At 63.9% G+C, this 25,367-nt stretch carries 22 protein-coding genes and 1 pseudogene; 11 read left to right on the top strand and 12 right to left on the bottom strand.

Annotated features, from left to right (window positions below; genetic code table 11):
- Window positions 1–9: 9 nt before the first annotated feature.
- Entirely contained in the window at window positions 10–873 is an 864-nt protein-coding gene (locus tag X771_RS144345) for a xanthine dehydrogenase family protein subunit M (RefSeq protein ID WP_023689197.1), read from the bottom strand.
- 282 nt (window positions 874–1,155) lie between these two features.
- On the opposite strand from X771_RS144345, the gene pncA reads away from it, so the two are divergent.
- Both pncA and X771_RS144355 read left to right on the top strand, forming a co-directional pair.
- Complete coding sequence (gene pncA / locus X771_RS144350; protein WP_023689196.1) at window positions 1,156–1,770, top strand: bifunctional nicotinamidase/pyrazinamidase; 615 nt, start codon at window positions 1,156–1,158, stop codon at window positions 1,768–1,770.
- A gap of 85 nt (window positions 1,771–1,855) precedes the next feature.
- A complete protein-coding gene (locus X771_RS144355) occupies window positions 1,856–3,223 on the top strand; it encodes a sodium:proton antiporter (RefSeq protein WP_050587466.1) in 1,368 nt (455 codons plus the stop codon).
- Here X771_RS144355 and X771_RS144360 read toward each other — a convergent pair whose 3' ends face one another.
- The 8 genes from X771_RS144360 to gcvA all read right to left on the bottom strand — a co-directional run bounded on the left by X771_RS144360 (window position 3,224) and on the right by gcvA (window position 12,242).
- Window positions 3,224–3,991, bottom strand: a complete 768-nt coding sequence (locus X771_RS144360; protein WP_023689194.1) for an ABC transporter ATP-binding protein — start codon at window positions 3,989–3,991, stop codon at window positions 3,224–3,226. It abuts the gene before it with no gap.
- On the bottom strand, window positions 3,988–4,713 hold the full coding sequence (locus X771_RS144365) for an ABC transporter ATP-binding protein (protein ID WP_023689193.1): 726 nt from the start codon (window positions 4,711–4,713) through the stop codon (window positions 3,988–3,990). Before X771_RS144365 ends, X771_RS144360 begins: the two co-directional genes overlap by 4 nt.
- Window positions 4,710–5,672 carry a branched-chain amino acid ABC transporter permease gene (locus X771_RS144370; protein ID WP_023689192.1) on the bottom strand — a complete coding sequence of 321 codons (963 nt, stop codon included), beginning with the start codon at window positions 5,670–5,672 and terminating at the stop codon, window positions 4,710–4,712. Before X771_RS144370 ends, X771_RS144365 begins: the two co-directional genes overlap by 4 nt.
- On the bottom strand, window positions 5,669–6,550 hold the full coding sequence (locus X771_RS144375; RefSeq protein ID WP_023683565.1) for a branched-chain amino acid ABC transporter permease: 882 nt from the start codon (window positions 6,548–6,550) through the stop codon (window positions 5,669–5,671). Before X771_RS144375 ends, X771_RS144370 begins: the two co-directional genes overlap by 4 nt.
- A 158-nt stretch (window positions 6,551–6,708) precedes the next feature.
- On the bottom strand, window positions 6,709–8,013 hold the full coding sequence (locus tag X771_RS144380; protein ID WP_023689191.1) for an ABC transporter substrate-binding protein: 1,305 nt from the start codon (window positions 8,011–8,013) through the stop codon (window positions 6,709–6,711).
- Window positions 8,014–8,165: 152 nt separating this feature from the next.
- On the bottom strand, window positions 8,166–9,608 hold the full coding sequence (locus X771_RS144385; RefSeq protein WP_023689190.1) for a hypothetical protein: 1,443 nt from the start codon (window positions 9,606–9,608) through the stop codon (window positions 8,166–8,168).
- A 191-nt stretch (window positions 9,609–9,799) separates the two neighbouring features.
- Window positions 9,800–11,104: a nicotinate phosphoribosyltransferase gene (gene pncB / locus X771_RS144390; RefSeq protein ID WP_023683568.1), complete on the bottom strand. Its 1,305-nt coding sequence runs from the start codon at window positions 11,102–11,104 to the stop codon at window positions 9,800–9,802.
- A 169-nt stretch (window positions 11,105–11,273) separates the two neighbouring features.
- On the bottom strand, window positions 11,274–12,242 hold the full coding sequence (gene gcvA / locus X771_RS144395) for a transcriptional regulator GcvA (RefSeq protein WP_023689189.1): 969 nt from the start codon (window positions 12,240–12,242) through the stop codon (window positions 11,274–11,276).
- A 207-nt stretch (window positions 12,243–12,449) separates the two neighbouring features.
- Here gcvA and X771_RS01000000165205 point away from each other — a divergent pair.
- From X771_RS01000000165205 to X771_RS144430, 8 genes and pseudogenes are all read left to right on the top strand, one after another.
- A pseudogene (locus tag X771_RS01000000165205) lies at window positions 12,450–13,587 on the top strand (agmatinase).
- 83 nt (window positions 13,588–13,670) lie between these two features.
- The gene (locus tag X771_RS144400; RefSeq protein ID WP_023689188.1) at window positions 13,671–14,465 is read left to right on the top strand and encodes a transporter substrate-binding domain-containing protein; all 795 of its coding nucleotides are present in this window, start codon (window positions 13,671–13,673) and stop codon (window positions 14,463–14,465) included.
- Between the two features lie 6 nt (window positions 14,466–14,471).
- Window positions 14,472–15,128 (top strand): amino acid ABC transporter permease, encoded by a 657-nt coding sequence (locus X771_RS144405; RefSeq protein WP_023689187.1) that lies wholly within the window; start codon window positions 14,472–14,474, stop codon window positions 15,126–15,128.
- Complete coding sequence (locus X771_RS144410) at window positions 15,125–15,772, top strand: amino acid ABC transporter permease (protein WP_023689186.1); 648 nt, start codon at window positions 15,125–15,127, stop codon at window positions 15,770–15,772. The genes X771_RS144405 and X771_RS144410 overlap by 4 nt, the downstream gene beginning before the upstream one ends.
- Window positions 15,773–15,849: 77 nt before the next feature.
- Window positions 15,850–16,929 carry an extracellular solute-binding protein gene (locus X771_RS144415; RefSeq protein ID WP_031193903.1) on the top strand — a complete coding sequence of 360 codons (1,080 nt, stop codon included), beginning with the start codon at window positions 15,850–15,852 and terminating at the stop codon, window positions 16,927–16,929.
- A gap of 184 nt (window positions 16,930–17,113) precedes the next feature.
- On the top strand, window positions 17,114–18,151 hold the full coding sequence (locus tag X771_RS144420) for an ABC transporter ATP-binding protein (RefSeq protein ID WP_023671274.1): 1,038 nt from the start codon (window positions 17,114–17,116) through the stop codon (window positions 18,149–18,151).
- On the top strand, window positions 18,148–19,002 hold the full coding sequence (locus tag X771_RS144425) for an ABC transporter permease (protein ID WP_023689185.1): 855 nt from the start codon (window positions 18,148–18,150) through the stop codon (window positions 19,000–19,002). Before X771_RS144420 ends, X771_RS144425 begins: the two co-directional genes overlap by 4 nt.
- Window positions 18,999–19,802: an ABC transporter permease gene (locus X771_RS144430; protein WP_023671272.1), complete on the top strand. Its 804-nt coding sequence runs from the start codon at window positions 18,999–19,001 to the stop codon at window positions 19,800–19,802. The genes X771_RS144425 and X771_RS144430 overlap by 4 nt, the downstream gene beginning before the upstream one ends.
- Before the next feature lie 151 nt (window positions 19,803–19,953).
- On the opposite strand, the gene X771_RS144435 is transcribed toward X771_RS144430, so the two are convergent.
- Window positions 19,954–22,215 (bottom strand): heavy metal translocating P-type ATPase, encoded by a 2,262-nt coding sequence (locus X771_RS144435; protein WP_023689184.1) that lies wholly within the window; start codon window positions 22,213–22,215, stop codon window positions 19,954–19,956.
- Window positions 22,216–22,284: 69 nt separating this feature from the next.
- Here X771_RS144435 and X771_RS1000000167015 point away from each other — a divergent pair, with 69 nt between their 5' ends.
- The gene (locus tag X771_RS1000000167015; protein WP_156936019.1) at window positions 22,285–22,719 is read left to right on the top strand and encodes a helix-turn-helix domain-containing protein; all 435 of its coding nucleotides are present in this window, start codon (window positions 22,285–22,287) and stop codon (window positions 22,717–22,719) included.
- Window positions 22,720–22,951: 232 nt separating this feature from the next.
- On the opposite strand, the gene X771_RS144445 is transcribed toward X771_RS1000000167015, so the two are convergent.
- The gene (locus X771_RS144445) at window positions 22,952–24,355 is read right to left on the bottom strand and encodes an MATE family efflux transporter (protein ID WP_023689182.1); all 1,404 of its coding nucleotides are present in this window, start codon (window positions 24,353–24,355) and stop codon (window positions 22,952–22,954) included.
- A gap of 245 nt (window positions 24,356–24,600) precedes the next feature.
- On the bottom strand, window positions 24,601–25,362 hold the full coding sequence (locus X771_RS144450; RefSeq protein WP_023671268.1) for a glucose 1-dehydrogenase: 762 nt from the start codon (window positions 25,360–25,362) through the stop codon (window positions 24,601–24,603).
- Window positions 25,363–25,367: the final 5 nt, after the last annotated feature.

Raw genomic sequence — 25,367 nt, 5'->3', positions numbered from 1 at the left:
CAGAGTGGCTCATGCCGCCACCATGCTGTTGTCGTTCGTCAGCCCGCAGGCCCCCAGCACGGCGCGAGCGACAAGCTCGCGCGCTGCGTCAAGCCGGTATTCGGCGCTGCCGCGCACGTCGGCAATCGGCGAGAGCTCGGCCATCGGCGCGGACAGGAGAGCATCGGCGAGTGCCGGGCCGACAGGCTTGCCCACCAGCACGGCTTCGACAGCGGCGAGCCGCCTGGCGACGGCCGAGCAGGACCCGACCGCGACAGCGGCTTCCATGACCATGCCATTCTCGGCAACGAGGCGCGCCGCCACCATGGCGATGGAGATGACGAGGTAGCGCCGCGCACCGAGCTTGACGAAGGCCGACGTGCCAGCGGCCCTGGGCTTCGGCACCCGGATGGCGGTGACCAGCTCGCCCGGTAGCAGCGCGGTGCGGCGGTTGCCGAGAATGAACTCCTGCAGCGGCAGATTACGCGTCGCGGCTGCAGAGCGCAGCTCGACCTCGGCGTCCAGCACCAGCAGTCCCGGAACGCCATCGGCGGCAGGCGAAGCATTGCAGAGATTGCCGGCGATCGAGGCGACATTCTGGATCTGCAGGGAGCCCACTTCGCGCGCGGCCTGCTTCAGCGCATCGAAAGCCGCCGGCAATGGATGGCGGACAAGGTCGGTCCAGGTGGTGCGGGCGCCCAAAACCCAATGGGTTTCGGTCTCGGCAATGCCGCGCAGCGAGTGCAGGCCGTTAATATCGAGAACATTCTCGCGGAACGGTTTGGCGCCCTGCGCTGGATAGAAATCGGTGCCGCCGGCAAGCACGCGCCAGGCGCCCTCGCCCAGCAGAGCGAGCGCCTCGTCGAGCGTGGTGGGTTTCGCGTAACGGATCACGCTTTGCCTTCCAAAAAAAATCGGCCTTCCCATTGGGGCCTTCAAAGGTGGGGACTTCCCGAACCCGCCAGTGTCTGATCAGGCCAAATTCATTCGTATGCAAATGATATCAAGCTGGCGGAAATTGTCAAAGCCGGAGTTTAAGGGAACCCGGCCGCCAAGCATTTCTTACGCTTGCAGAGGTTGACGCAGGCGGCCATCCGGTCAAGTTTCAGCATCCGGTCGCATCAGCGGCGTATTTCACTCGATCCCCCGTTCGAGACGTAGAAGAGGAGAGGCGCCATGGCCGACGAAGCGCTTGTTGTCATCGACCTGCAAAACGACTTCTGCCCCGGCGGCGCGCTGGCGGTTGCCGGCGGCGACGAGATCGTGCCGCTGGTCAACGATATGATTCGGCACGCCGAGCATGTCGTGCTGACGCAGGACTGGCACCCGGCCGGACATTCGAGCTTTGCCTCCAGCCATCCGGGTGCCCAGCCCTTCAGCGCCATCGAGATGCCCTATGGGCCGCAGACTCTGTGGCCCGACCATTGCATCCAGGGCAGCCTCGGCTCGGACTTTCACTCGGGGCTCGCCTGGACCAAGGCCGAGTTGGTGATCCGCAAGGGGTTCCGCCTCGATATCGACAGCTACTCCGCCTTCTTCGAGAACGACCACAAGACGCCGACCGGGCTCGCCGGCTACCTAAAGGAGCGCGGCATCGGCACCGTGACCCTGGTTGGTCTGGCGACCGACTTCTGCGTCGCCTTCTCGGCCCTCGACTCGGTCAAGCAAGGCTTCACGACGACGGTGCGGCTCGACGCCTGCCGCGGCATCGATCTCAACGGTTCGGTCGAGGCGATGCTGAAGCGGATGCGCGATGCCGGGGTGAGGCTCGAAGACCCGATCTCGGAGTGACTGGATCGTGAGGCATCGAGGGGGCTGCACACAGTTGGGGAAGGCTTTCGCGGCAGGTGTACTCGCTTCCGCTGTGTCTCCGCAAATGGCCTTCGCGGCCGAGGCCCGCGGCCTGCCCGATGCTGCCATGTCGCTGTCGTGGGCGCTGCCTTTCGCCGGCCTGCTGCTGTCGATCGCCACCGGACCGCTGCTGTTCCACCATGTCTGGGAGCATCATTACGGCAAGATCGCCGCCGGCTGGGCAGCGCTGGCGATCATCCCCCTGATGGTTGCATTCGGCGTTCCGGTAGCCGGCGAAGCCGTGCTGCACACGCTGCTCACCGAATACATGTCGTTCATTATCCTGCTGTTCGCGCTCTACACCATTTCGGGCGGCATCCTTGTGGCCGGCAACATCCATGGCACGCCGCTGGTCAATGCCGGGCTGCTGCTCGTCGGGGCAATGCTGGCCTCGGTGATCGGCACCACCGGCGCCTCGATGATCCTGATCCGGCCGATGCTGCGCGCCAACGACAACCGGCAGTTCAACGCCCATGTCGTCATCTTCTTCATCTTCCTGGTGTCCAACATCGGCGGCTCGCTGACGCCCTTGGGCGACCCGCCATTGTTCGTCGGCTTCCTGCGCGGCGTCGACTTCTTCTGGACGACGGCGAACCTCTGGCGCGAGACGCTGTTTACCGGCGGCCTGGTGCTGCTTGTCTTCCTGGCCATCGACATCATGCTGCATCGCCGTGAAGGCGGCGCGCCGAAGATCAAGGATCCGACGCCGGATACGAAGGTGCGCCTTCGCGGCCTGGCCAATCTGCCGTTGCTGGCCGGCGTCATTGCCGCGATCCTGCTTTCAGCTGCCTGGAAGCCGGGCGTGACTTTCTCCATCCTCGGCGTCGGCCTCGAACTGCAGAACCTGGTGCGCGATGCCATCATCCTGGCGCTCGCCGGGCTGTCGCTTGTCTTTTCCCTCAAGAGCCATCGCGAGGCCAACGGCTTCACCTGGGGCCCGATCGCGGAGGTGGCAAAACTGTTTGCCGGCATCTTCATCTGCATCGTGCCGGTCATTGCCATCCTTCGCGCCGGCCATGACGGCGCGCTGGCGCCGCTGTTGGCGCTGGTGACGTCACCCACCGGCCAGCCCAATGATCTCGCCTATTTCTGGCTGACCGGCGGGCTGTCGTCCTTCCTCGACAATGCGCCGACCTATCTGGTGTTTTTCGAACTCGCAGGCGGCGACGCGCGGCACCTGATGACGGAGGCGGCCTCGACGCTGGCCGCGATCTCGGCCGGCGCGGTGTTCATGGGCGCCAACACCTATATCGGCAATGCACCCAACTTCATGGTCTACGCCATCGCCCGACACCGCGGTGTGAAGATGCCGGGCTTCTTCGGCTACATGGCATGGTCAGGGCTGGTGCTGATCCCGATCTTTTTGATCGCCGGGTTCCTGTTTTTCGGCTGATCAGCCGACGCCGACATAGCGCCTGACTGCCGATGGGTCGGCGCGCAATTGCTCGACATCGACGGTCTCGCGGTTGCGGCCGTTCTCGATGAAGCAGACGCGGTCGGCGACGGACAGCACGGCGTCGACGCGCTGTTCGACCAGAATGGTGGAGACACCAAGCTCACGCAGCTTGACCACCGTCTCGCGGATCTTGGCGATCATCGACGGCATCAGCCCCTCCGTCGGCTCGTCTAGCAACAGCACCTGCGGCTCAAGGCAAAGCGCACGGGCCATGGCCAGCATCTGCTGTTCGCCACCGGACAAAGTGCCGGAGCGCTGCCGCAGCCGCTGGCGCAGCAGCGGGAAGAGGTCGAGCACGCTCTCGCGCGTCGCTCTGCCCTTGCCGCGCGCCATCAGGCCGATCTCGATGTTTTCCGCCACCGTCATCTCGGCGAACAGCCGCCTGCCCTGGGGCACATAGGCGACGCCGGCCTTGGGCACCTCATGCGCCGCCAGGCCGGTCAACTCCTTGCCGGCGAGCCGGATCGAACCGGCGCTCGACCGAACCAGCCCCATGATCGCTTTCAGCGTCGTCGTCTTGCCGGCGCCGTTGCGACCGAACAGGCACAGCACCTCGCCCTTGTTGAGCACTAGGTGGAGCCCATAGAGCACCTGAACCTCGCCATAGAAGCAGTCGAGCCTGGAGATAGTCAGCGCTTCAGTCTCGTGGGCTTCAGTCTTGGGGGCCTCAGTCTTGGGGGCCTCAGTCTTGGGGGCTTCGCTCATGGCGCCGTCCCCAGATAGGCTTCCTGCACCTGTGTGTTGGCGCGAACCTGTTCGGGCGTGCCTTCGGCCAGGATCTTGCCGGCGTTGAAGACCGTGATGCGGTCGGCCAGCTGCATGACGACCGGCATGTTGTGCTCGATCAGAAGCACGGTGGCGCTCTTGGCGATCTCGCGCACCAGTCCGATGAAATTGTCGATCTCGCTGTCGGCCAGCCCCTGCGTCGGCTCGTCGAGGATCAAAAGCCGCGGCTTAAGCGCCAGGCCCATCGCGACTTCCAGCAGGCGCTGGTGGCCGTAGGAAAGCTGGCCGGCCGGCATATGGGCGCGGCCGGCAAGTCCGGTGCGTTCCAGCGCGGCCATGACGCCCGTGCGCACCGCACCTTTCGAGCGGCCATCGGTCAGCGTGCGCTGCACCGGCAACGCGACATTATCGTAGGCAGAGAGGTTGGCGAAGACGCTGGTGATCTGGAAGGTGTAGGCGATGCCCCGGCGCACCCTGAGATAGGCCGGCTGGCTGGTGATGTCGGCGCCGTCGAAGACGATCATGCCGGACGATGGCTGAATGCGGCCGCTGACCAGGCTGACGAAGGTGGTTTTGCCGGCGCCATTGGGGCCGATGACGGCGCGGATCTCGCCCGGCATCAGCTGAAAATCGACACCGTCGACGGCGCGCAGGCCGCCGAAACTGCGCGCCAGGCCTTTGGTGGTCAGCAACGGCATCATGGGAGCCACCCGAGCCAGCGCTGGCGGATGGTGCCCAGAATGCCTTTGGGGAAAAACAGCACCAGCAGGATGAGCGCAATACCGACGATCAGGAGATAGGCGGAGGTGTAGCCGCTGGCGGTGTCGATGACATAGTACATGAACACCGTGCCGAGCAGCGCGCCCAGCGTCGTGGCGGCGCCGCCGAGCAGCACCCAGAGCAGCGGCAGGATGGAATACTGCACCGAGGCAAAGCTGGAGCCGACATAGCCGAACAGCAGCGCATAGGCCGCACCCGAGGCGGCGCAGATGGTGCCGGAGACGACGACGGCGATCAGCTTGTTGGAGAAGGTGTCGTAGCCCAGCATTTTCGTGCGCTCCTCGTTCTCGCGCACCGCGACCAGCACGCGGCCATAGCGGGAGCGGACGATGGCGAGGGTGATCAGCAGCACGACCGAGAACAGCGCCAGCGCGCTCATGTAGCGCACGGTCGGGTTGGTTAGGTCGAGCGATGTCGCGCCGAAGGCCAGAACCCGCGCCGGCTGCGGCACGACCAGACCCTGGTCGCCGCCGGTCCAGGCGGCGAAATAGAGGATGACGAGGTAAAACACCTGCGCGAACATCATGGTGACGATCATGAAGGCGACGCCGGTGGTGCGCAGCGCCAGCAGGCCGATCACCAGTGCCAGCAGCGCGCCGCAGGCGATGCCGGCGAGGAAAGCCAAAGGCACGCTCCAGCCGAGATGGATGACCGCGAGACCAGCGCCATAGAGCCCGGCGGCGAAGAACATGGCGTGGCCGAGGCTGAGCAGGCCGACATAGCCGAACAGCATGTTGTAGCCCATGGCGAACACCGCCAGCACCATGATGCGGGCCAGCAGGCCATGATGGTAGTCGGGCAGGACGAAGCTCAGCGCAAACAGTAGCGCGATGACGCCGAGATGCAATGCATAGGCTTTTGCCGGCGAAGCTTCGCTCATCGCGGCGCCTGCCCGAACAGGCCTTGGGGCCTGAACACCAGCACCATGGCCACCAGCAGCGTGGCTATGATCTTGGCCAAAGTCGGCGAGAAGAACACCGAGATGATGCCGTCGGACAGGCCGATCAGCACGGCGGCGACGACCGTGCCGCGCAGCGAGCCGAGGCCGCCGATGATGACGACGATGAAAGACAACAGCAGCGGGTCCTGCCCCATCAGGTAGTGCGCCTGACTGATCGGCACGATCAGCACGGCGGCGATGGCCGCCAGCATGGCGCCGAGCGCGAAGACGCCGGCATAGACGCGGGCGACCGGAATGCCGAAGGCCTGCGCCGTCTCGCTGTCATATTGGGTGGCGCGCATGATGAGGCCGATCTTGGTGCGCGTCAGCACCAGCCAGGTGGCGATGAGCAGAAGGGCCGAAGCGGCAATGATCGACAGCTTGTAGCCGGAATAGCCGAACCAGGGCAAAAGGATGCGGTAGCTGAAGGGCGGCTCCACCGGGCGGGCTTCCGGGCCATAGAAGCTCAACGCCAGCTGCTGGATGATGTAGAGCATGCCGATCGTGGCGACGATGGTGGCTTCCGGATTGTAATTGAGCCGGCGCAGCACAAGCCGCTCGGCTACCAGCGCAATGGCGCCGACAATCAGCGGCGCAATCACCAGCGCCGCCAGGAAGCCGAGCGTGGGATGGCCGGGTATCGCCGTCGAGATCGCCCAGGCCAGCACCGCGCCCAGCATGAAGAACTCGCCATGGGCGACGTTGACGACGCGCATGACGCCGAACACCAGCGACAGCCCAAGCGCCGTCAGCGCCAACACGGCTGAGGTGACAAGGCCTTCGAGGGCGGCGAGGAGGAGATGGGGTCCGAAATGCATTCAGGGCGCCCTTACCCTCCCCTTGTGGGGAGGGTGACCGCGCAGCGGTCGGGTGGGGGTTGGGCACGGGCCGTCGCGACCCCCACCCGTCTCGCAAGCTTCGCAAAAGTGCGAAGCTTGCGTGCCGACCCTCCCCACAAGGGGGAGGGTAAGGCGCCTCACAGCGCCTGCGTCGTATAATCCCCTTCGGCCTCGTAAAGCCCGTCCTCGATCTTGGTCTTGTGGACGACATTCAGCTTGCCACCTTCGACCTTGGAGATGTTCTGGATGCCAAAACACTGGTGGATCTTGCCGTTGAAGGTCTTCGGCCCCTGCGGATGCTCCGGCCCTTCGGCGAATTCGGTCAGCGCCTCGGTCGCCTCGACCAGCTTGGCGCGGTCTTCCGGGCCCTTGTAGCCGGCGTCTTCCATCGCCTTCTTGACGACATAGAGCGTCTCCCAGCAGCCGAACATGTGGGCGGCGGTGGAGACGTCCTTGGGGTCGCCGACGGCAGCGCCATTTTCGTCGATGCCAACGGCGGCGCGGTAGGCTTTCTGCGCGGCCGAGTCATTGGCCTGGGCATAGCGCGGCGAGCCTTCCCAGAAATGGCTGCCGTCCAGGAATTCGAGGCCGGGGCTGTTGATGTCGGTGGCTTCGAGCGAATCGATGAAGCCGAACAGCTGCGGCCGGTTGGAGCCGTAGAACTCGCCGAGTTCCTTGACGAAGGTGAGCACGGCCGGGCCGACCATCACGTGGTAGATGACTTCGGTCTCGGCCGGTATCTGCGGGAAGTATTTCGTGAAAGACGACTCTGTCGGCGGGATGGCGATCTGGGCGATGACCTCGGCGCCTTGCGCCTTCAGCGCCGGCGGCAGGTAGTCGCGATGGTCGTAGCCGAAGGCGAAATCCGGGAAGATCTGCGTCACCTTCTTGCCGGCATTGGCCGCGATCCATGGCGCCATCGACTGGATCTGGCTCTTCACATCGGTGATGCCGGGCTGGAAGACGTAGCGGTTGAGCTTGGTCGAAGCGACATGGTGGCCTTCGCTGACGACGAAATAAGGGATCTTGTTTTCGCCGGCGGCCGGCGCCGAGCCGATCACGACATGCGAGAACAGCGTGCCGAAGACGATGTCGGTCTTGTGCTGGGTGGCGAACTTGCCGACCACTTCGGCGCCACGGCCGGGATCGGTACCGTCATCCTCGATCACCAGTTCGACCGGCCGGCCGTTGATGCCGCCGGCATCGTTGATCGCCTTGACCGCGGCGGCACTGGTCTTTTCGTACCAGCGGCCATAGGCGGCGCCGATGCCGGTGCGGTGCGACTGGAAGCCGATCTTGATTGGCGCCGAACTCTGCGCCTGGCTGTAGCGGACGAAGCCGGGCGCGAGCGTCAGCCCGGCGCCGGCGGCGAGACCTTTCAGCGCGGTGCGGCGGCTAAGGGTGGATTTGGAGAGATCGAAAAACCCATTCTTGTCAGTCACGGCAGTTCCCCTGTTTTTGAGTTTTGACTGTCTGTAACGAGGCAAGGCCACTCCCTTGCAGGAGGGTCAGAAATTGCATGTGTACAAACTAAATCACCAAAGCACAGAGCTTGCAAGCGGGCTTTCCGCAAAGGCATGTTGATCAGCTTGTCTCATCCGGCCGTCGGCGTGGCAAGCAACCACAGGCCGAAGATGGTGTAGGCAATCATCAGCATGGTGAGCGGCAACTGGCTGAGGGCGGCGCGCGATGGCACCTGGTGCAGTCGCCAGGCCAGGCCATGGGCAACGAGCACCGCCAGCATATGGCCGGCGATGATGATGCCGGCCTGCAGGTTCCACAGCCACCACGCGGAGTCGGCGCCGGCGACGATGCCGGCCTCGATCTGCATGTCGGCGGCGCCGAACAGGTTCCATCCCAGCGCGAACGGGTCGGACAGAGCGGCGATCGCATACTGGCCGTCGACCAGCAGCGCCGTCAGATAGTGCGCGACATGATAGGCAAGCGCGATCGGCACGATCGACCACACCAGCAGCCCGGCGGCCTCGCGGAGGGAATGTCGGCTGCCGGCGAGGCGCTGGCCGAGGATGACGGCCAGCAGGAATGCCGCCGCGAGCAGGACGAAGGTCAGCACGAGGCCGAAGCTGCTAATGCCGATGAGCGCGGTGCGGCCGGGATATTCCAGCGGGTTGATGCCGGACAGGCCGAGCCAGAAGAAGGTTTTCGACAGGCCGTCGAAGGACACCGATGACAGGCTGAGCAGCAGGAAAGCGATGCCGCTTGCCGGCAGGGGTGCCGCGCCGAGCAGTTTTGAGCCCGGCCAGCAGAGAGCGAGCCGCCCGTGTTCATCGCGCTCAACAAGGGCGAAGCGCGCCACCATGGCGAAGAACACCGTCAGGAATTCGCCGCGCCGGCTCCAATCGCGGTAGCCGAAGGCGAGCATGGCGATGAAGGTAAGCAACCAGTAGAGGCCGGCGACATAGGCAAGCCGCGCCGGGTCGTCGGGCGCCGGGTAGATCAGCTCGAACCAGGCGAAGGCGAAGAACAGGATAACGGCCGGCCAGCAGCCGAGCCATGAAGGCAAACGCGATTCCTGTCCCTCACGACCACGAAACTTGAACAGGCGGCTTTCGATCCGCCGCGGGCCATACCATGGATTCAGCCACGACCAGAGATCGCCGAACAGGCCTTGCGCGATGGCAAGGCCGACCCAGAGCAGCGTCCAGATGGTTAGCGACAGCGGATTGGAGAGCGGGTCGCGGCTGCCGAACAGGCCGGCGGCGATGAGCGTTGCGAAGCCGGCAAAGGAGATGAGGCTGATGATTGTGCGGGCGGTGTCGCTGAAGGTGAAAAGTTGTAAGCGGCGGCGCCAGAAGCGGTCGAGGGTTGCGGGTGGCAGCAGGGCGAGGACGAGGAAGCTGACCGCGACGGCAAGCGCGCCGCCGGCGATGTAGTAGCCGGTGGGAAGCAGGAGGACGTGGCCGCGGTCGGAGGCGTGGGCGAAGGCAGGGGTGGGGAGGAGTGTGAGGGTGGGGGAGCAGGCGACATATGTCAGCCTGACGCGATCCTTCACACCCCCCTCTGGCCTGCCGGCCATCTCCCCCGCAAGGGGGGAGATTGGATGTCGCCGGGGCTTTCGCCAACTTTCAAGGGTAAAGAAAGAGGCGCGGTACTCGACGGTGCCAATCTCCCCCCTTGCGGGGGAGATGTCCGGCAGGACAGAGGGGGGTGGGCGGGAACTCACGCTATCGCGATTTCCATTTCGTCCAGCAAGGCACCCGCCGACCCTCAAACCTTGACCAGCTGCTCCACGCGGTCCTTCGCCCCAAAAATCCGGAGATAGCGCTCGATCTCCTTCTTGTCGCCCGTCGCTTTCGCCGGATTGTCCGACAGCTTCACCGCCGGCCGGCCATTGGCCTCCGTCACCTTGCAGACCAGCGATATCGCATCCAGGCTGTTGGTTTCGGTCGGCGCGCAGCCTTCGAAATCGTTGGTGAGGTTGGTGCCCCAGCCGAAGGACATGCGCACCTTGCCCTTGAAGTGCCTGTAGGTCTCCTCGATGGTTTCGACCTCGAGACCGTCGGAGAAGATCAGCAGCTTCTGCCTGGGGTCCTTGCCCTTCTCGCGCCACCAGTCGATGATTTTTTCGCCGCCTTCGATCGGCGGCGCGCTGTCGGGGCGGAAGCCGGTCCAGTCGGCGACCCAGTCCGGGGCGTCGCGCAGGAAGGATGCGGTGCCGAAAGCGTCGGGCAGCACGATCAGCAGGTTGCCGCCGTAGTAGCGCTGCCAGTCCTGCAGCACCTTGTAGGGCGATTCCTTCAATTCCTTTTCCGACTTGGCAAGGGCGGCAAACACCATCGGCAATTCATGCGCGTTGGTGCCGAGCGCTTCGAGGTCGTTGTCCATCGCCAGCAGCACGTTCGAGGTGCCGGTGAAGGCTTCGCCAATGCCTTCTTTGAGCGCCTCGACGCACCAGCGCTGCCACAGGAAGGAATGGCGGCGGCGGGTGCCGAAATCGGAGATGCGGATGCCGGGCAGCGCCTTCAAGCGTTCGGTCTTGGCCCACATCTTCCCCTTGGCGCGTGCATAGAGCACGTCAAGCGCGAAGGGACCGAAGGCGCGCATGGCGGCGCGGGAGCGAAGCTCATTGATGATCGCCAGCGCCGGGATTTCCCACAGGGTGGTGTACATCCAGGGACCGCTGAAGGAGAGCTCGTACTGACCGTCGCGCTTGGAGAGCTCGTAGTCGGGCAGCCGAAAACCTTCCAGCCAGGCGAGGAATTCCGGCTCGAAGATCTGTTTGCGGCCATAGAAATTGTTACCGCCGAGCCAGATCATCTCCTTCTTGGAGAAGCGCAGCGTGCGGGCATGGTCGAGCTGGTCGCGCAGTTCGCCTTCGTCGATATCGTCGGCCAGGCGCACCGAAGTGGTGCGGTTGATCAGTGAAAAGGTGGCGTCGACCTTGGGGTACATGCCCCAGATCATCTGCAGCATCAGAAGCTTGTAGAAATCGGTGTCGAGCAGGCTGCGGACGATCGGGTCCAGCTTCCAGGTGTGGTTGTAGACGCGCCGCGCTATATCAGTTCTTGCCATGTCCTGCCGTCGCCTTCGCTGCTCACGTCCTTCTTACGCAATTCCGGACGGGAAACCGCCGCACAGTTTTCCTGGAATTGCCTGGCAAGAGCTTATTAGCATTGAATTTTTGAAAGCGCTTCCCGCTTTCCGGGCTGGCCCGACAAAAAGCAGTCGCTCCGGTCCAGCCTCAACTCTTGGCGCCCACCACCCGCAGCGCCGGACGCTTCCGGCGGCTGCCGATGCGGCCGGCCACCGGCGCGTCGGCGCGGCTGTCGGCCTGTTCCTTTTCGGCGAACAGCCAGTCGACGAACAATTGCACGATCGGCGCTGAACGCATCTCGTTGCGGCAGACGACATAGAAATCGTCGACCGCCGGCACCGACAGGCTGAACGGCGCCACCAGCAGGCCCCTGGCGAGCAGCATGCTGGCTGTGACGGAATCGCCGAGCGCCACGCCATGGCCATGCACCGCGGCTTCGATCGCGGTGCGGGCGTCGCCGAGGTGGTGACGGCGGCCACGTTCGAGGTCGAGCCCATCGGCGGCGGCCAGCCAGGTGTGCCATTCGCGGCCATCATCGCCATGCAGGATGACATGGCCAGCAAGATCCCGGCAGATGCGGAGCGGCCGGTTGTTGATCAACGTCGGGCTGACCACCGGGAACAGTTCGAGGCCCGACCATTTGCGCATCCAGCAATCGGTCCAGCTGCCGTCGCCATAGAGCACGCAGAGATCGACCTGTGGGGCGCGGATGTCCTTGGGGTCGTTGGACGGGATCAGCGTCAGCCTGATGTCGGGGTATTGCGCCATGAAGCTGCCGAGCCGCGGCGTCATCCATAGAAGCAGCAGCGCCGGCACGCAGGACACCGACAGTGTACCGGCGCTGGCTGGCCTGGTCATGCGCTGGGTGGCGGCGGCGATGCCGTCGAAGGCGGTCGAGACCGCCGGCAGCAATTCGGCGCCGTGCGGGGTGAGCTTTACCCGCTGTCCGGTGCGTTCGAACAGTTTTACGCCGAGTGATTGCTCGAGCGCCTTGATCTGGTGGCTGATCGCGCCGTGGGTGACGTTGAGCTCACTCGCCGCCTTGGTCAGCGAGGCATGCCGCGCCGTCGCCTCGAAGGCGCGCAAGGGATTCAAGGGGGGCAGACGCTTGGCCATGAGCAACCGGATACTCTGTGAGATTTTCTCACAATCAGCACCGTAACAATATCAATTGATTTTTCAATGCGGCTGCCGGACACTTTGGCAGGTCAACAGCATTAATGACGTGAAATCTACAGGCAGCCAGCGGGACAGCGACCCGGCCGGATGATGGTCAGTTTGCAGACGCTGCCGCATGCACCAGCCCGGCAGGAGGAGACCGACATGGGTTATGACAGAGGCAAACTCGACGCGCTGCGCCGCAAATATGGCGAGAGCCATGGCGGCGAGATGTTCGACCCGAAGTTCCGCAAGGTCGCCGACAAGATCTTCTCCAAGAGCGGCACCCGACTCGCGCCCTATGCCGGCATCCCGACCTTCCTCGCCGCGCCCTACCGTGAAATCGCTGCCGACAATCCGGATTTCGGCGATTTGCAGGTGGCGATCATCGGCGTGCCGATGGATCTCGGCGTCACCAACCGGCCCGGCTCGCGCTTCGGGCCAAGGGCGCTGCGCGCCATCGAGCGCATCGGCCCTTACAATCATGTGCTGGAATGCGCGCCGACGCATGAGCTGCGCGTCGCCGACATCGGCGATACGCCGTTCCGCAGCCGCTACCGGCTGGAGGTCAGCCACGAAGACATCGAGCGCCGCACCAACCAGATCGTCGATGCCGGCGTGCTGCCGCTTTCGGTCGGCGGCGACCACTCGATCAGCCATCCGATCCTGAAGGCGGTCGGCAAGAAGGCGCCGGTCGGCATGATCCATATCGACGCCCATTGCGACACAAGCGGGCTGTTCGACATGACCAAGTTCCATCATGGCGGACCGTTCCGCAACGCGGTGCTGGACGGCGTGCTCGACCCCACCCGCACCATCCAGATCGGCATCCGCGGCTCGGCGGAGTATCTGTGGGAGTTCACCTATGAATCCGGCATGACGGTCGTGCATGCCGAAGAGGTGACGGGTCTCGGCATTCCGGCCATCATCGAGAAGGNCCTATGAATCCGGCATGACGGTCGTGCATGCCGAAGAGGTGACGGGTCTCGGCATTCCGGCCATCATCGAGAAGGCGCGCAGAATAGTCGGCGACGGCCCGACCTACATTTCCTTCGACGTCGACAGTGTCGATCCGGCCTTCGCGCCGGGTACCGGCACGCCGGAAATAGGCGGCCTGACGACGCGCGAGGTGCTCGAACTGCTGCGCGGCTTGAAAGGTCTCAACATTGTCGGCGGCGATGTCGTCGAGGTGGCGCCGCAATATGACGCGACCACCAACACCGCCCATGTCGGCGCCCAGGTCCTGTTCGAGATCCTGAGCCTGATGGTGTTCAGCCCGGCGATCACCGGCAAGGGGGCCTGACGGATTTCACATGCAAAGGCGGCCGCCGCGCTGGAGCCGGCGGCCGTTTCCAAAACAAACAAGCTTCCAGAAGGGGAATACCAATGACAATCCATATGAAATCAACCATCGCCGCTGCGCTGATGCTCGCCGGCCTCGGCTTCGCCTCCCAGGCCAATGCCGACGCCGTCGACGACATCACCAAGGCCGGCGCCATCAATGTCGGCATCTTCTCCGACTTTCCGCCCTTCTCCTCGGCCAGCGCCGATATGAGCATCAAGGGTTACGACGTCGACGTCGCGCAGGCGATCGCCGATTCACTCAAGGTGAAGCTCAATCTGGTCAGCGTCACCGGCCAGAACCGCATCCCGTATCTCACCGACAAGCGCGTCGATATCCTGATGAGCGTCGGCTATTCCAAGGAGCGCGAGGAGGTGATCGATTTCGCCGCCGCCTACGCGCCCTATTACATCGCCGTCATCGGTCCGGCAGCGCTCTCCGTCAAAGGCAAGGAAGACCTTGCCGACAAGTCGATCGCCGTCAATCGCGGCACGCTGGAGGATACGTCGCTGACCGAAGCGGCGCCGGCATCGGCCGACATCAAGCGCTTCGACAACTACAACTCCGTCATCCAGGCCTTCATCTCCGGCCAGACGCAGCTGATGGTGGTCGGCAATGATGTCGGCGCCCAGGTGCTGGCCAAGCAGGACGCGCTGAAGCCGGAGCAGAAGTTCCAGCTTTTGACCTCGCCTTCGCATATCGGCCTCAACAAGAAAGAGGACCGGCTGAAGACGGCGGTCAATGATGCGGTTGCCAAGATGCTGGCCGACGGCAAGCTCGACGAGAGCTCGAAGGCCTGGCTGAAGACGCCGCTCAATCCCGACAACCTCAAGGATTGAGTTCTCGTGGCCTTTGCCTGGCTCCCAGGTGCTGCGGGCGACATCGCACGCGGCGCGGCCACGACGATCCTGTTGATCGTCGTGACCACGCTCGTGGGCACGCTGCTCAGCATCCTGGGCGCTGCCGGCCGGCGCAACGGCCCGGTATTCGTGAAGCGCGCCATCGCGGTCTATGTCGAGGTGATGCGCAACACGCCGTTCCTGGTGCAGCTGTTCTTCATCTTCTTCGGCCTGCCCAGCCTCGGCATAAGGCTCGATCCGATCCTGGCCGCCATGCTGGCAATGACGCTCAACATGGCAGCCTACACCATTGAAATCGTCGGCGCCGGTCTCGATGCCGTGCCCGGCGGACAAACGGAAGCAGCGCGTGCACTGGGCTTGAGACCGCGCCAGGTGTTCATCAAGATCGTGCTGCCGCAGGCGCTCAAGGTGATCTACCCGGCGCTGACCAGCCAGATCGTCATCATGATGCTGGAATCGGCCGTGGTGTCGCAGATCGCCGTGCGCGAGCTGACCTATGAGGCCGACATGCTGCAAGCCCGCACCTTCCGGTCCTTCGAAACCTATTTCGTCGTGACCCTGGTCTACCTCGTCCTGTCCATGGCCTTGCGCCGGCTGCTGGTCACAGGCGGGCGCCGCGTGTTGGGGGCAGGTGTCACATGATCGAATTCACCTTCTGGGACATCGTTCGCAATCTGCTGCTCGCCTCCCGCTGGACGGTGCTGTTGTCGCTGGCCGCCTTCGTCGGCGGGGCGCTGGTCGGGCTTATCGTGCTGTTCTTCAGGATCGCAGAGAATAAATGGAGCCACCGGGTCGCTTCCGGCTACATCGCCCTGTTCCAGGGAACGCCGCTGTTGATGCAGCTGTTCCTGATGTTCTTCGGCCTGCCGATGCTCGGCCTGCGCATCGAGCCATGGACGGCCGCGGTGCTCGGCCTGACCTTCTTCGCCAGCGCCTATCTGGCCGAGATCTGGCGCAGCGGCGTCGATGCGCTGCCGCGCGGGCAGTGGGACGCCGGCGCCAGCCTTGGCCTGCACCGTCTGCAGGAGCTCAGGCTGATCATCCTGCCGCAGGCGTTCTCGATCACAAGGGCGCCGATCGTCGGCTTCCTGGTGCAGTTGATCAAATCGACGGCGCTGACCTCGATCATCGGCTTCGAGGAGCTGGTCAGAACCTCCAACGCCATCAACAACGCCACCTTCGAACCGTTCAAGGTCTACGGGCTGGTGGCGCTGATCTTCTTCGTCATGTGCTTTCCACTGACGCAATACGCCCGTACGCTCGAACAACGAGCGGCGGCCCACTGACGCCAGGCGGCGACAGTGCGTGAAGGGAACCTGCCGGAATAGAACGGCATCAACTGAGGAGAAACCAGATGAACAGACTGATTGGAAAATCCCTGACACGGCGCGGCGTGCTTGGTGCGGGCCTCGCTACAGCCGGCGTGCTCGCCATGCCGTCGATCCTGCGCGCGCAGGACAAGTCGCTGAAGGTCGGCGTCTATGGCGGCTATTTCAAGAAATCCTTCGACGAGCACGTCTTCCCAGATTTCACCAAGGCCACCGGCATTGCAGTGGAATCGGTCGCCGAGCCGACCGGCGAAGCCTGGCTGGTGCAGCTCGAACAGGCGTCCAAGGCCGGCCAGGCGCCGGCCGACCTTTCGATGATGTCGCAGACCTCGACGCTGAAGGGCCAGTCGACCGAATTGTGGACGCCGCTCGATACGTCGAAGTTCAAGCACTACAACGACCTCTTGCCGCGCTTCGTCAACAAATATCCGGATGGCCGGGTCGCCGGCATCGGCGCCGTCGCCTGGTGGATCACGCTGGTCTCCAACACCGATGTCTACAAAGATGCGCCGACCTCATGGGAGACGCTGTGGGACAAGGCCAATGAGGACAAGCTTGGCCTTCTGGCACTTGCCTCGAACTCGTTCCTGCTCGAAGTGACAGCCAAGACCTTCATGGGCGGCACCAATGCGCTCGACACCGAGGACGGACTGAACAAGGCGTTCGAAAAGCTCGCCGAGCTCAAGCCGAATGTCCGGCTGTGGTATCGCGACGAGGCGCAGTTCGAGCAGGCGCTGAAGTCGGGCGAGATCCCGATGGGCCAGTATTATCACGACGTCACCGGCCTCGCGGTCGCCGACGGCTTCCATGTCCGCTCGACCTTCCCGAAGGAAGGCGGCATCCAGGACTCCGGCAATTGGGTGCTGTCGCGCGCCTCGACCAAGGTCGACGAGGCGCATGCATTCATCGACTATATGAGCCAGCCGTCAATGCAGGGCCTGATGTCGCGCAAGGTCGGCACCACGCCGACGCTGAAGAAGGAGGTGCTTGATCTCAAGCCGGAAGAGTTCGCCGCGGTGTCGTCGGATATCGATCCGATCATTCCGCGCTACGACCTCTATACGTCGAAGGCCGACTGGATCAACCAGAAGTGGACCGAGCTCATCGTCGGCTGAGCCGTTCGATCCGCTTAAAAGCTGATCGGCCGCCGGACCTCTTCCGGCGGCCCGTTAGAGCAGTTCACCGTTTCATGGAAACGGCGACCTACTCCAACTTTCTTGTTTGTAAGCAATTCCGGACGGAAAACCGTTACACACTTTTCCTGGAATTGCTCCAGCGCACAGCCTGAGAGGGATGAGCATGTCCGGACTAGACATCAACGCCGTCACCAAAAAATTCGGCAACTTCGCCGCCGTCGACAATGTGCAGCTCAACGTGCCGCACGGCACGTTCGTGTGCCTGCTCGGCCCGTCGGGCTGCGGCAAGACCACGCTGCTGCGCATGATCGCCGGGCTGGAGGAGCCGACCAGCGGCGCCATCGTGCTCGACGGCGAGGACATCACCCCGCTGCCGACGCACAAGCGCAATCTCGGCATGGTGTTCCAGTCGCTGGCGCTGTTTCCGCATCTCTCTGTCGGCGACAACATCGCCTATGCGCTGCGCATTCGCGGCGCCTCGAAGGAGGAGCAGAAGAAGCGCGTCGACGAGTTGCTGGGCCTCATCCATCTGACCGGCTTTGCCGACCGCCCGGTGGCCAAACTGTCGGGCGGTCAGCGCCAGCGCGTGGCAATTGCACGGGCCTTGGCGCTGTCGCCGAAACTGTTCCTGCTCGACGAGCCGCTGTCGGCGCTCGACGCCAAACTGCGCGAGGCCATGCAGGTGGAACTGCGCCAGTTGCAGCAGCGGTTGGGCATCACCACCATCGTCGTCACCCACGACCAGCGCGAAGCCATGACCATGGCCGACCTGGTCGTCGTCATGGGCCACGGCAGGATCCTGCAGGCGGCGCCGCCGATCGAGATCTACCGCAAGCCGGCCGACGCCTTCGTCGCCGACTTCATCGGCATCACCAATCTGCTGCCGGCCGAGATCGACAGCACCGGGCGTACCACCATTCTGGGCACAGCCATTCCAGGTCTTGCCATGCCGGCGGGTCAGACCAAAGCGTCTGTTTCGGTCCGCCCGGAGGACGTGCATCTGGGCAGCCCCGGCGGCTCGGCCATTACCGGCGAGGTGAGTTTCGTTCGCGATCTCGGCGGCACCATCGAGACCTTCGTCGACGTCGGCGGTACCAGCATCATTGCGGTAACGACGCCGCGCGAGCGGCATGACGTGCCGGTCGGCGCCAAGGTCGGCGTAACATTGCCACCGGCAAGCTGCGTGGTGCTCGGCGCATGAGACGCGAACCCCCGAAGTCGATAGCCGACTACACGCCGCTGTTCTTTCCGGCGCTGATGCTGGTCGTCTTCTTCGTCGTGCCGTTCTCGACGATGATCGCGGTCAGCTTCTTCAAACGCAACCCGTCCGGTTTCTACACGCCGGACTTCGTGTTCGACAATTACGCCCGCTTCCTGTCGGTGTTCTTCGGCGGCGTGCTCGGCTTTTCGCTGATGCTGGCGGTGCTGGTCGCCGTCTGCTGCGTCGCCATCGCCTTCCCCTTCACCTACCTTTTGACCCGTCGGCCGCGCCTCGTGCAGACGCTGTGGCTGGTCGGTCTGTTATCGGTGCTATCGCTGTCTGAGGTCATCATCGGCTTTGCCTGGTCGACGCTGTTTTCGCGCACCGCCGGCATCACCAATTTGTTCGTGGCGATCGGGCTGATGGACAAGCCGGTGGCGCTGCTGCCGACCTTTGGCGCGGTGCTGACCGGCATGGTCTACCAGGCGCTGCCCTATACGATCCTGGTGCTGTACCCCGCCCTCGTGCGCCTCGACCCGACATTGCTCGAGGCAGCGCGCACGCTCGGCGCCTCGCCGATCCGCGCCTTCTTCAACGTCGTCGCGCCGGCATTGCGCAACACCATCGTGGCGACGCTGATCATGGTCTTCGTGTTCGCCCTCGGCTCCTACCTGCTGCCGCAGATTCTGGGACGGCCGCAGCACTGGACGCTGTCGGTGCTGATCACCGACCAGGCGATCTACCAGTCCAACATGCCGTTCGCGGCCGCAATGGCGGTGTTCCTGGTGCTGATCTCGCTGGCGCTGGTCGGATTGACACTGCTCGTCGGACGAAGGGAGAACGCCCTATGACCGCGACCTTGCTGCGCCGTGTCTACTTCACCATCGTCGCGCTGTTCCTGGCGGCGCCGCTGATCGTCGTCGCCGGCGTGTCGGTCAATTCGCGCCAGGAGCTCTCCTTCCCGCCGGTCGGTTTCTCGCTCGCCTGGTACGCCCAGATCTTCACCGATCCGGAATGGCGGCTGGCGCTGATCCATTCGGTGACGCTGGCCGTCTGCTCGGCGGCCATTGCCGTGGCGGTCGCGCTGCCGCTGGCTTGGTTCCTGTGGCGGCGCATCGCGCCATGGGCGAACATTTTTCAGGTGCTGGGCCTCGCGCCCTTCATCCTGCCGCCGGTCATCACCGCGCTCGGCTTCCTCTCCTTCTGGGCGACGGTCGGGCTGTTCGGCCAGTTCTTCACCGCCATCATCAGCCACGCCATCTTCTTCGTGACGCTGCCGCTGGTGACGCTGTCGCTCGGCTTTGCCTCGATCGACCGCTCGCTGGTAGAGGCCGCCGCCACCATGGGCGCCGACGACCGCACAGTGCTGAAAACCGTGGTGCTGCCGTTGATCCTGCCCTACCTCGTCTCGGGCTACGCCTTCGCCTTCGTCTTGTCGCTCAACGAATACATCGTCGCCTATATGACGATCGGCTTCACCACCGAGACGCTGCCCATCAAGATCTTCAACGCGCTGCGCTACGGCTACACTCCGACCATGGCTTCGGTCTCCGTGTTCTTCGTCGCGGTGGCGGCACTGGTGTTCGGCTCGATCGCCAGGTTCGGCGATATACGCAGGCTGCTCGGCGCGATGTCGTCGGACGGGAGCTGAGCGCAATCATTTGTAACAGCACCCCTCGATCGCGTCGCCTGTACGGGCCGTCCCGGCCCAGGCCTGCTTGATCTTCAGCGATATGGCTGGTGCGGCGAAGCCGGTGTGCACCAGCCATTTCGCAAGTCTAGCACATGGTGCGGCACCGCCGTCATGCTGCCCCTTTCCAGCGCAGGAGGCGCATGGCATTGGCCGTCACCAGCACGGTCGCGCCGGTATCGGCCATGATCGCCGGCCACAGGCCGGTGATTCCCAAGACCGTGGTCACGAGGAAGACGGCCTTGAGGCCGAGGGCCATGGCTATGTTCTGTTTGATGTTGGCCATGGTCGCCTTCGACAGCGCAATCATCGCGGCAACGTCGCCGACACGGCCATGCAGCACCGCTGCATCAGCGGTTTCGAGAGCCACGTCAGTGCCGCCGCCCATCGCAATACCAACATCGGCGGCCGCAAGGGCTGGCGCGTCATTGATGCCATCGCCGACCTTGGCCACAATGAGGCCCTCTCCCTTCAGCTCTCCGACAATACGCTGCTTGTCTTCTGGCAGTAGCGCGGCGCGGACCTCGATGCCGAGTTGCTTGCCGATCGCGGCAGCTGTCCGCTTGTTGTCGCCCGTCAGCATGATGGTCTTAATGCCGGAATCCGTCAGCGCCTTGAGACCAGCGAAAGCGTCCGGGCGCGGTTCATCACGCATTGCAATGGCGCCCGCCACCTTGTTGTCGACGAGGACGACCGAAACGGTTTTGCCTTCGTCATTGAGCGCGGCGATTTGAGACTTTTGAACCTCAGTGAGCTTCGCCGTATCCTCGGCCGCCTGTGGCGATGCAAGGAAAACTTCGGTGCCTTCCACGTTCGCCTTGACCCCCTTGCCACCTAGAGCCTGCGCTTTGGACGCGGCCGGAGCCTGAACCTTGTCTGCAGACGCCTTTGCGAGGATGGCGATGGCAAGCGGATGGCTTGAGCCGGTCTCCAAGGCGGCAGCAAGACGCAGCACTTCGGCCTCCGATTTTCCGAAAGAAACCACGTCGGTGACCTGGGGCTTGCCCAGCGTGAGCGTGCCGGTCTTGTCAAGCGCCACGGCGGTGACCTTGCCGAGAGCCTCGAGGACCGCCCCGCCCTTCATCAGTAGGCCGCGCTTGGCGCCAGCCGAGAGCGACGCGGCGATTGCCGCCGGGACCGAGATGACCAGGGCACAGGGGCAGCCGATGAGCAACAGGGCGAGGCCTTTGTAGATCCATTCGTTCCAGTTGCCGCCGAAAACGAGAGGTGGAACCACGGCCACCATCGCGGCCACGCCGACCACAGCAGGCGTGTACCAGCGCGAGAAGCGGTCGACGAACCGCTCAGTTGGCGCCTTGCTCTCCTGGGCTTCCTCGACCAGCTTGACGACGCGCGCGATGGTGTTATCGGAGGCAACGGCGGTGACCTTGATGCGCAAAACAGCGTCGCCATTGATGGTGCCGGCGAAAACCTTGTCGCCGACGCATTTGCGCACCGGCACGCTCTCGCCTGACACCGGGGATTCGTCGATCGCGCTCTCACCCTCGGTGATCTCGCCATCGGCGGGAATCCGGTCACCCGGCCGCACCATGATCATGGCGCCTACTTCAAGGCTTTCGGCCGGCACCTCGCGCGTCTTGCCGCCCTTTTCAATGAAGGCCGTTTTCGGGACCAGCGTGGTCAGCGCTTGAATGCTCGAGCGCGCCTTTCCGGCGGCAACGCCCTCGAGAAGCTCACCGACAAGGAACAGGAAGACCACAGTGGCAGCTTCCTGGCCGGCGCCGATAATGACCGCACCGACGGCCGCTATGGTCATGAGCATTTCGATGGTGAAGGGAATGCCTGCGACGGCGGCCATGACGGCCCGTTTGGCGATAGGCACCAGGCCAACCAGCATGGCCGCGATAAAGACCCACACCCCGGACGCCGGCCACACATAGTGAATGGCAAACGCAAGGACCAGCGCCGCGCCGCTGGCGATCGTCAGGCGACCCTTGGGACTCTTCCACCACGGCCCCGAGGTTGGCGCGCGGTCGTGCCCGTGAAGGCCCTCTATTCCCTCCTCGCGGTCATCTTGACTTTCGCTGACCTGATCGTGGCTGGCGTGAGCATGGCCCGCATGGTAGTCGCCCGCATCGTCGTGGTCATTGTGATGGTGCTCTGCCCCGTCCAGCCCGACCTTTCCCTTTACCTTGAGTTCGGCAACCGTGTAGCCGAGGCCAGTCACCTTCTTTTCAAGTTCGGCGAGGTCACTCTCGGGCGTGTGCCTGACCGTCATGGTGCCGGCGGTGACGGACACGCTGACATCTTCGACGCCAGGGATGCGACGTACCGCCTTATCGATTTTGGTGGCGCAACCGGCACAATCCATGCCTTCGACGCGATAACGGGTTTGTGCTTGAAGCGCGGTCATAACATTCCTCTTGTATCGTTTGACTGCGACGCTACATCCTCTAGCGACTAGAGGAGCATGCGAAATATGCTGAATGGAGTGACCATTGGCGAAGCCGCCCGCCAAAGCGGCGTGAAAGTACCGACCATTCGCTATTACGAGCAGATAGGGTTGCTTGCCGCGCCAGCGCGAAGTGACGGCAACCGCCGTCAATATGAATGTGGCGACTTGCGCCGGTTAGCGTTTATTCGCCATTCCCGCGAACTGGGCTTCGATATCGAAGCGATCCGCACTCTACTTGATTTGCAGGATAACCCTTTACAGCCTTGTGCAACGGCTGACGCCATTGCCCAAGCACGGCTCGCCGACGTTGCGCAGCGTATCCGCAGCCTGAAAGCCTTGCAGGCCGAGCTCGAGCTGATGGTTGAAGGCTGCCGCCATGGTAGAGTCGGCGAATGCCGGGTGATCGAGGTTTTGGCCGACCATGATCAATGTCGACACGAGCACAAATGTTTGCGTATTTAAGTGCTCCATGTGGCCACCTTGGTCTCCATTTCCAACAATGGGAAGACCTCGATTGCGACTGACGCAATTTCAGGAGTTCCGCCGTTGAAGTACTCTGCCAGGGGCGTTTTCGCATGGTCCGCTATTTAACCTGCGCGTCGCAAGCCGACCGGCAGCTTTCGGCCCAAAGCGATACCAGACATCTGCTCTGCAGTGACTGCTTCGGGCAGTTGGCGGACCGCTTGGTTCGCCGTCAATGCCTGAAGACGAGCGGCGGTGCGATGCGGTCCCGCCGCAGCCAGCGCGCGAGGAGCAGCACCGCCACCACGGCCAGCCCCGACGCCAGGCCGATCCAGATGCCGACGCCGTGCAAGCCGAAATGGAAGGCGAGCAGCACGCCGAGCGGCAGGCCGATGCCCCAATAGCCGATCGCCGCGTAAATCATCGGCACCTTGGTGTCGTGCAGGCCGCGCAGCATGCCGGCGGCAACGGCCTGCGCGCCGTCAAAGATCTGGAACAGCGCGGCAAAGGCCAAGAACGACACGGCCAGCGCGATCACCCTGGCATTGGCCGGATCGGTCATGTCGATGAAGGCGCTGATCAACAGATGCGGCCACAGCACCATCACCAGCGCCATCAGCGCCATGGACGAGACGCCGATGACGAAGGCGGTCCAGCCGGCGCGCGAAACGCCGGCCGGATTGCCGGCGCCGTGGGCCAGGCCGACGCGCACCGTCACAGCCTGGTTGAGGCCGAGCGGCACCATGAAGGAGATCGAGGCGATCTGGATTGCGATAGCGTGCGCGGCGAGCGAATCCGCATCGATCAGGCCCATCAGCAGGGCTGCGGCGTTGAAGATCGTCACCTCGAAGGCGAGGATGCCGGCGATCGGCATGCCGAGCCGCAGCAGACCCTTGAAGCGCGGCCAGTCGGAGCGCCAGAAGCGGCCGAACAGGCGGTAGCGGCGGAACTTCTTCTCCAGCATCACCACGGCTGCCAGGCCGCAGAACATCAGCGTGCTCGACAGCGTGGTCGCCAGCCCCGAACCGGCAATGCCCATCGAGGTGACGCCGAGATTGCCGAACATGAACACCCAGTTGAAAAAGGCGTTGCAGGCGACGGCGACGAAAACGATGACCAACGCCCAGCCTGGCCGCTCCAGCGCCGAGATGAACGAGCGCAGCACGATATAGCCGTAGAACGGCAGCACCGCCCATTCCAGCCAGCGCAGATAGATGCCGGCCTGGTGGGCGAGCGCCGGCTCCTGGCCCATGGCCAGCAGAATGGCCTCGCCATGCCACAGCACGATCCAGATCGGGATCGAGATCAGGATCGCCAGCCACAGGCCCTGGCGCACGGTACGGCGCAAATCGCGCACCGAATAGCGCCGGCGGCCAAGCTCGGTGGCGATCATCGGCGAGGTCGCCAGCATCAGGCCGAGGCCGAAGATCAGCGGCATGAAATAGAGATTGGCGCCAAGCGCGCCGCTGGCCAGCGTGTCCGCGCCCAGACGCCCCATCATCATGACGTCGGTGGCGGTCATCGCGGTCTGGCCGAGATTGGTCAGCACCATCGGCCAGGCCAGCGCCAGCGTCGCCCTGATTTCCTGACGCCAAAGATTTTCCGGCGCACGAGCGCCGGCTTCGATCGCAGACATTGTCCTGCTCTTTCCGATTGCGGCGCGTCGGCAACGAGGCCGGAAGCCGCACTTCCAAACGGCAAAACCTTCGGTTTCGCAGCGTTTGCGTCGTTCTATTGGACGAAATGCGGCATGAAGGCAAGGGAGGACGGGCAGCCGGCGATTGAGCCAGAAGCGGGAACCCTCCTATCCGGCTGCCCTTATTTGTTTTACGCAATTCCGGACGGAAAACCGTTACACACTTTTCCTGGAATTGCTCTAGATCAGCCGATGCTTTCGCCGCCGTCGATCACCAGTGCCTGGCCGGTCATGAAGGATGAGCGGTCGGAGACGAGGAACAGGATCGCTTCTGCGATCTCTTCGGCGCTCGCCCAGCGGCCCATCGGAATCTTGGTGCGGACATAGGTTTCGATCGCCTCGCGTCCGCCCATCTGGGCGATGAACGGTTCGTTGAAGGGGGTGTCGACCCAGCCGGGGCAGAGCGCGTTGACGCGCACATTGTGCCGGGCATAGTCGAGCGACATCTGCCTGGTCATCGCCACCACGGCATGTTTGGACGTGGCATAGGCGATCATCTCGCGGTCGTAGAAGACGCCCGAATTCGAAGCCGTGTTGAGGATGACGCCGCCGCCTTGCGCGACCATTGCCGGCATGACCAGCCGCGCGGCCAGAAACTGCGCCCGTACATTGATGCGCCAGGACGCATCCATACCATCGACCTCGACCTCGGTCAGCGTGCCGCCGACCTGGATGCCGGCGTGATTGTGCAGAATGTCGATGCGGCCATACTTGCCGAGAGTGCCTGTGATGAGCTGCCCTACCGCCGCGTCGTCAGAGACGTCGGTGACAATGGCCTCGGCCTGCCCGCCAGCCGCGCGGATACTCGCCGCTGTCGCCTCGCCGCTGGTCTTATCCCGGTCGGCGATGACCACCAGCGCGCCTTCCCTGGCCATGATCATGGCGCCGGCGCGGCCGATGCCGGAACCGGCGCCCGTCACCACGGCGATGCGGTCTTTGAGGAGCATGAGTT

Origin of the sequence: Mesorhizobium sp. LSJC269B00 (genome assembly GCF_000502815.1) — a bacterium.
Taxonomy (GTDB): Bacteria; Pseudomonadota; Alphaproteobacteria; order Rhizobiales; family Rhizobiaceae; genus Mesorhizobium.
Note: the sequence above shows the minus strand (reverse complement) of the source record. Positions and strands in the feature narration are given on the sequence as shown.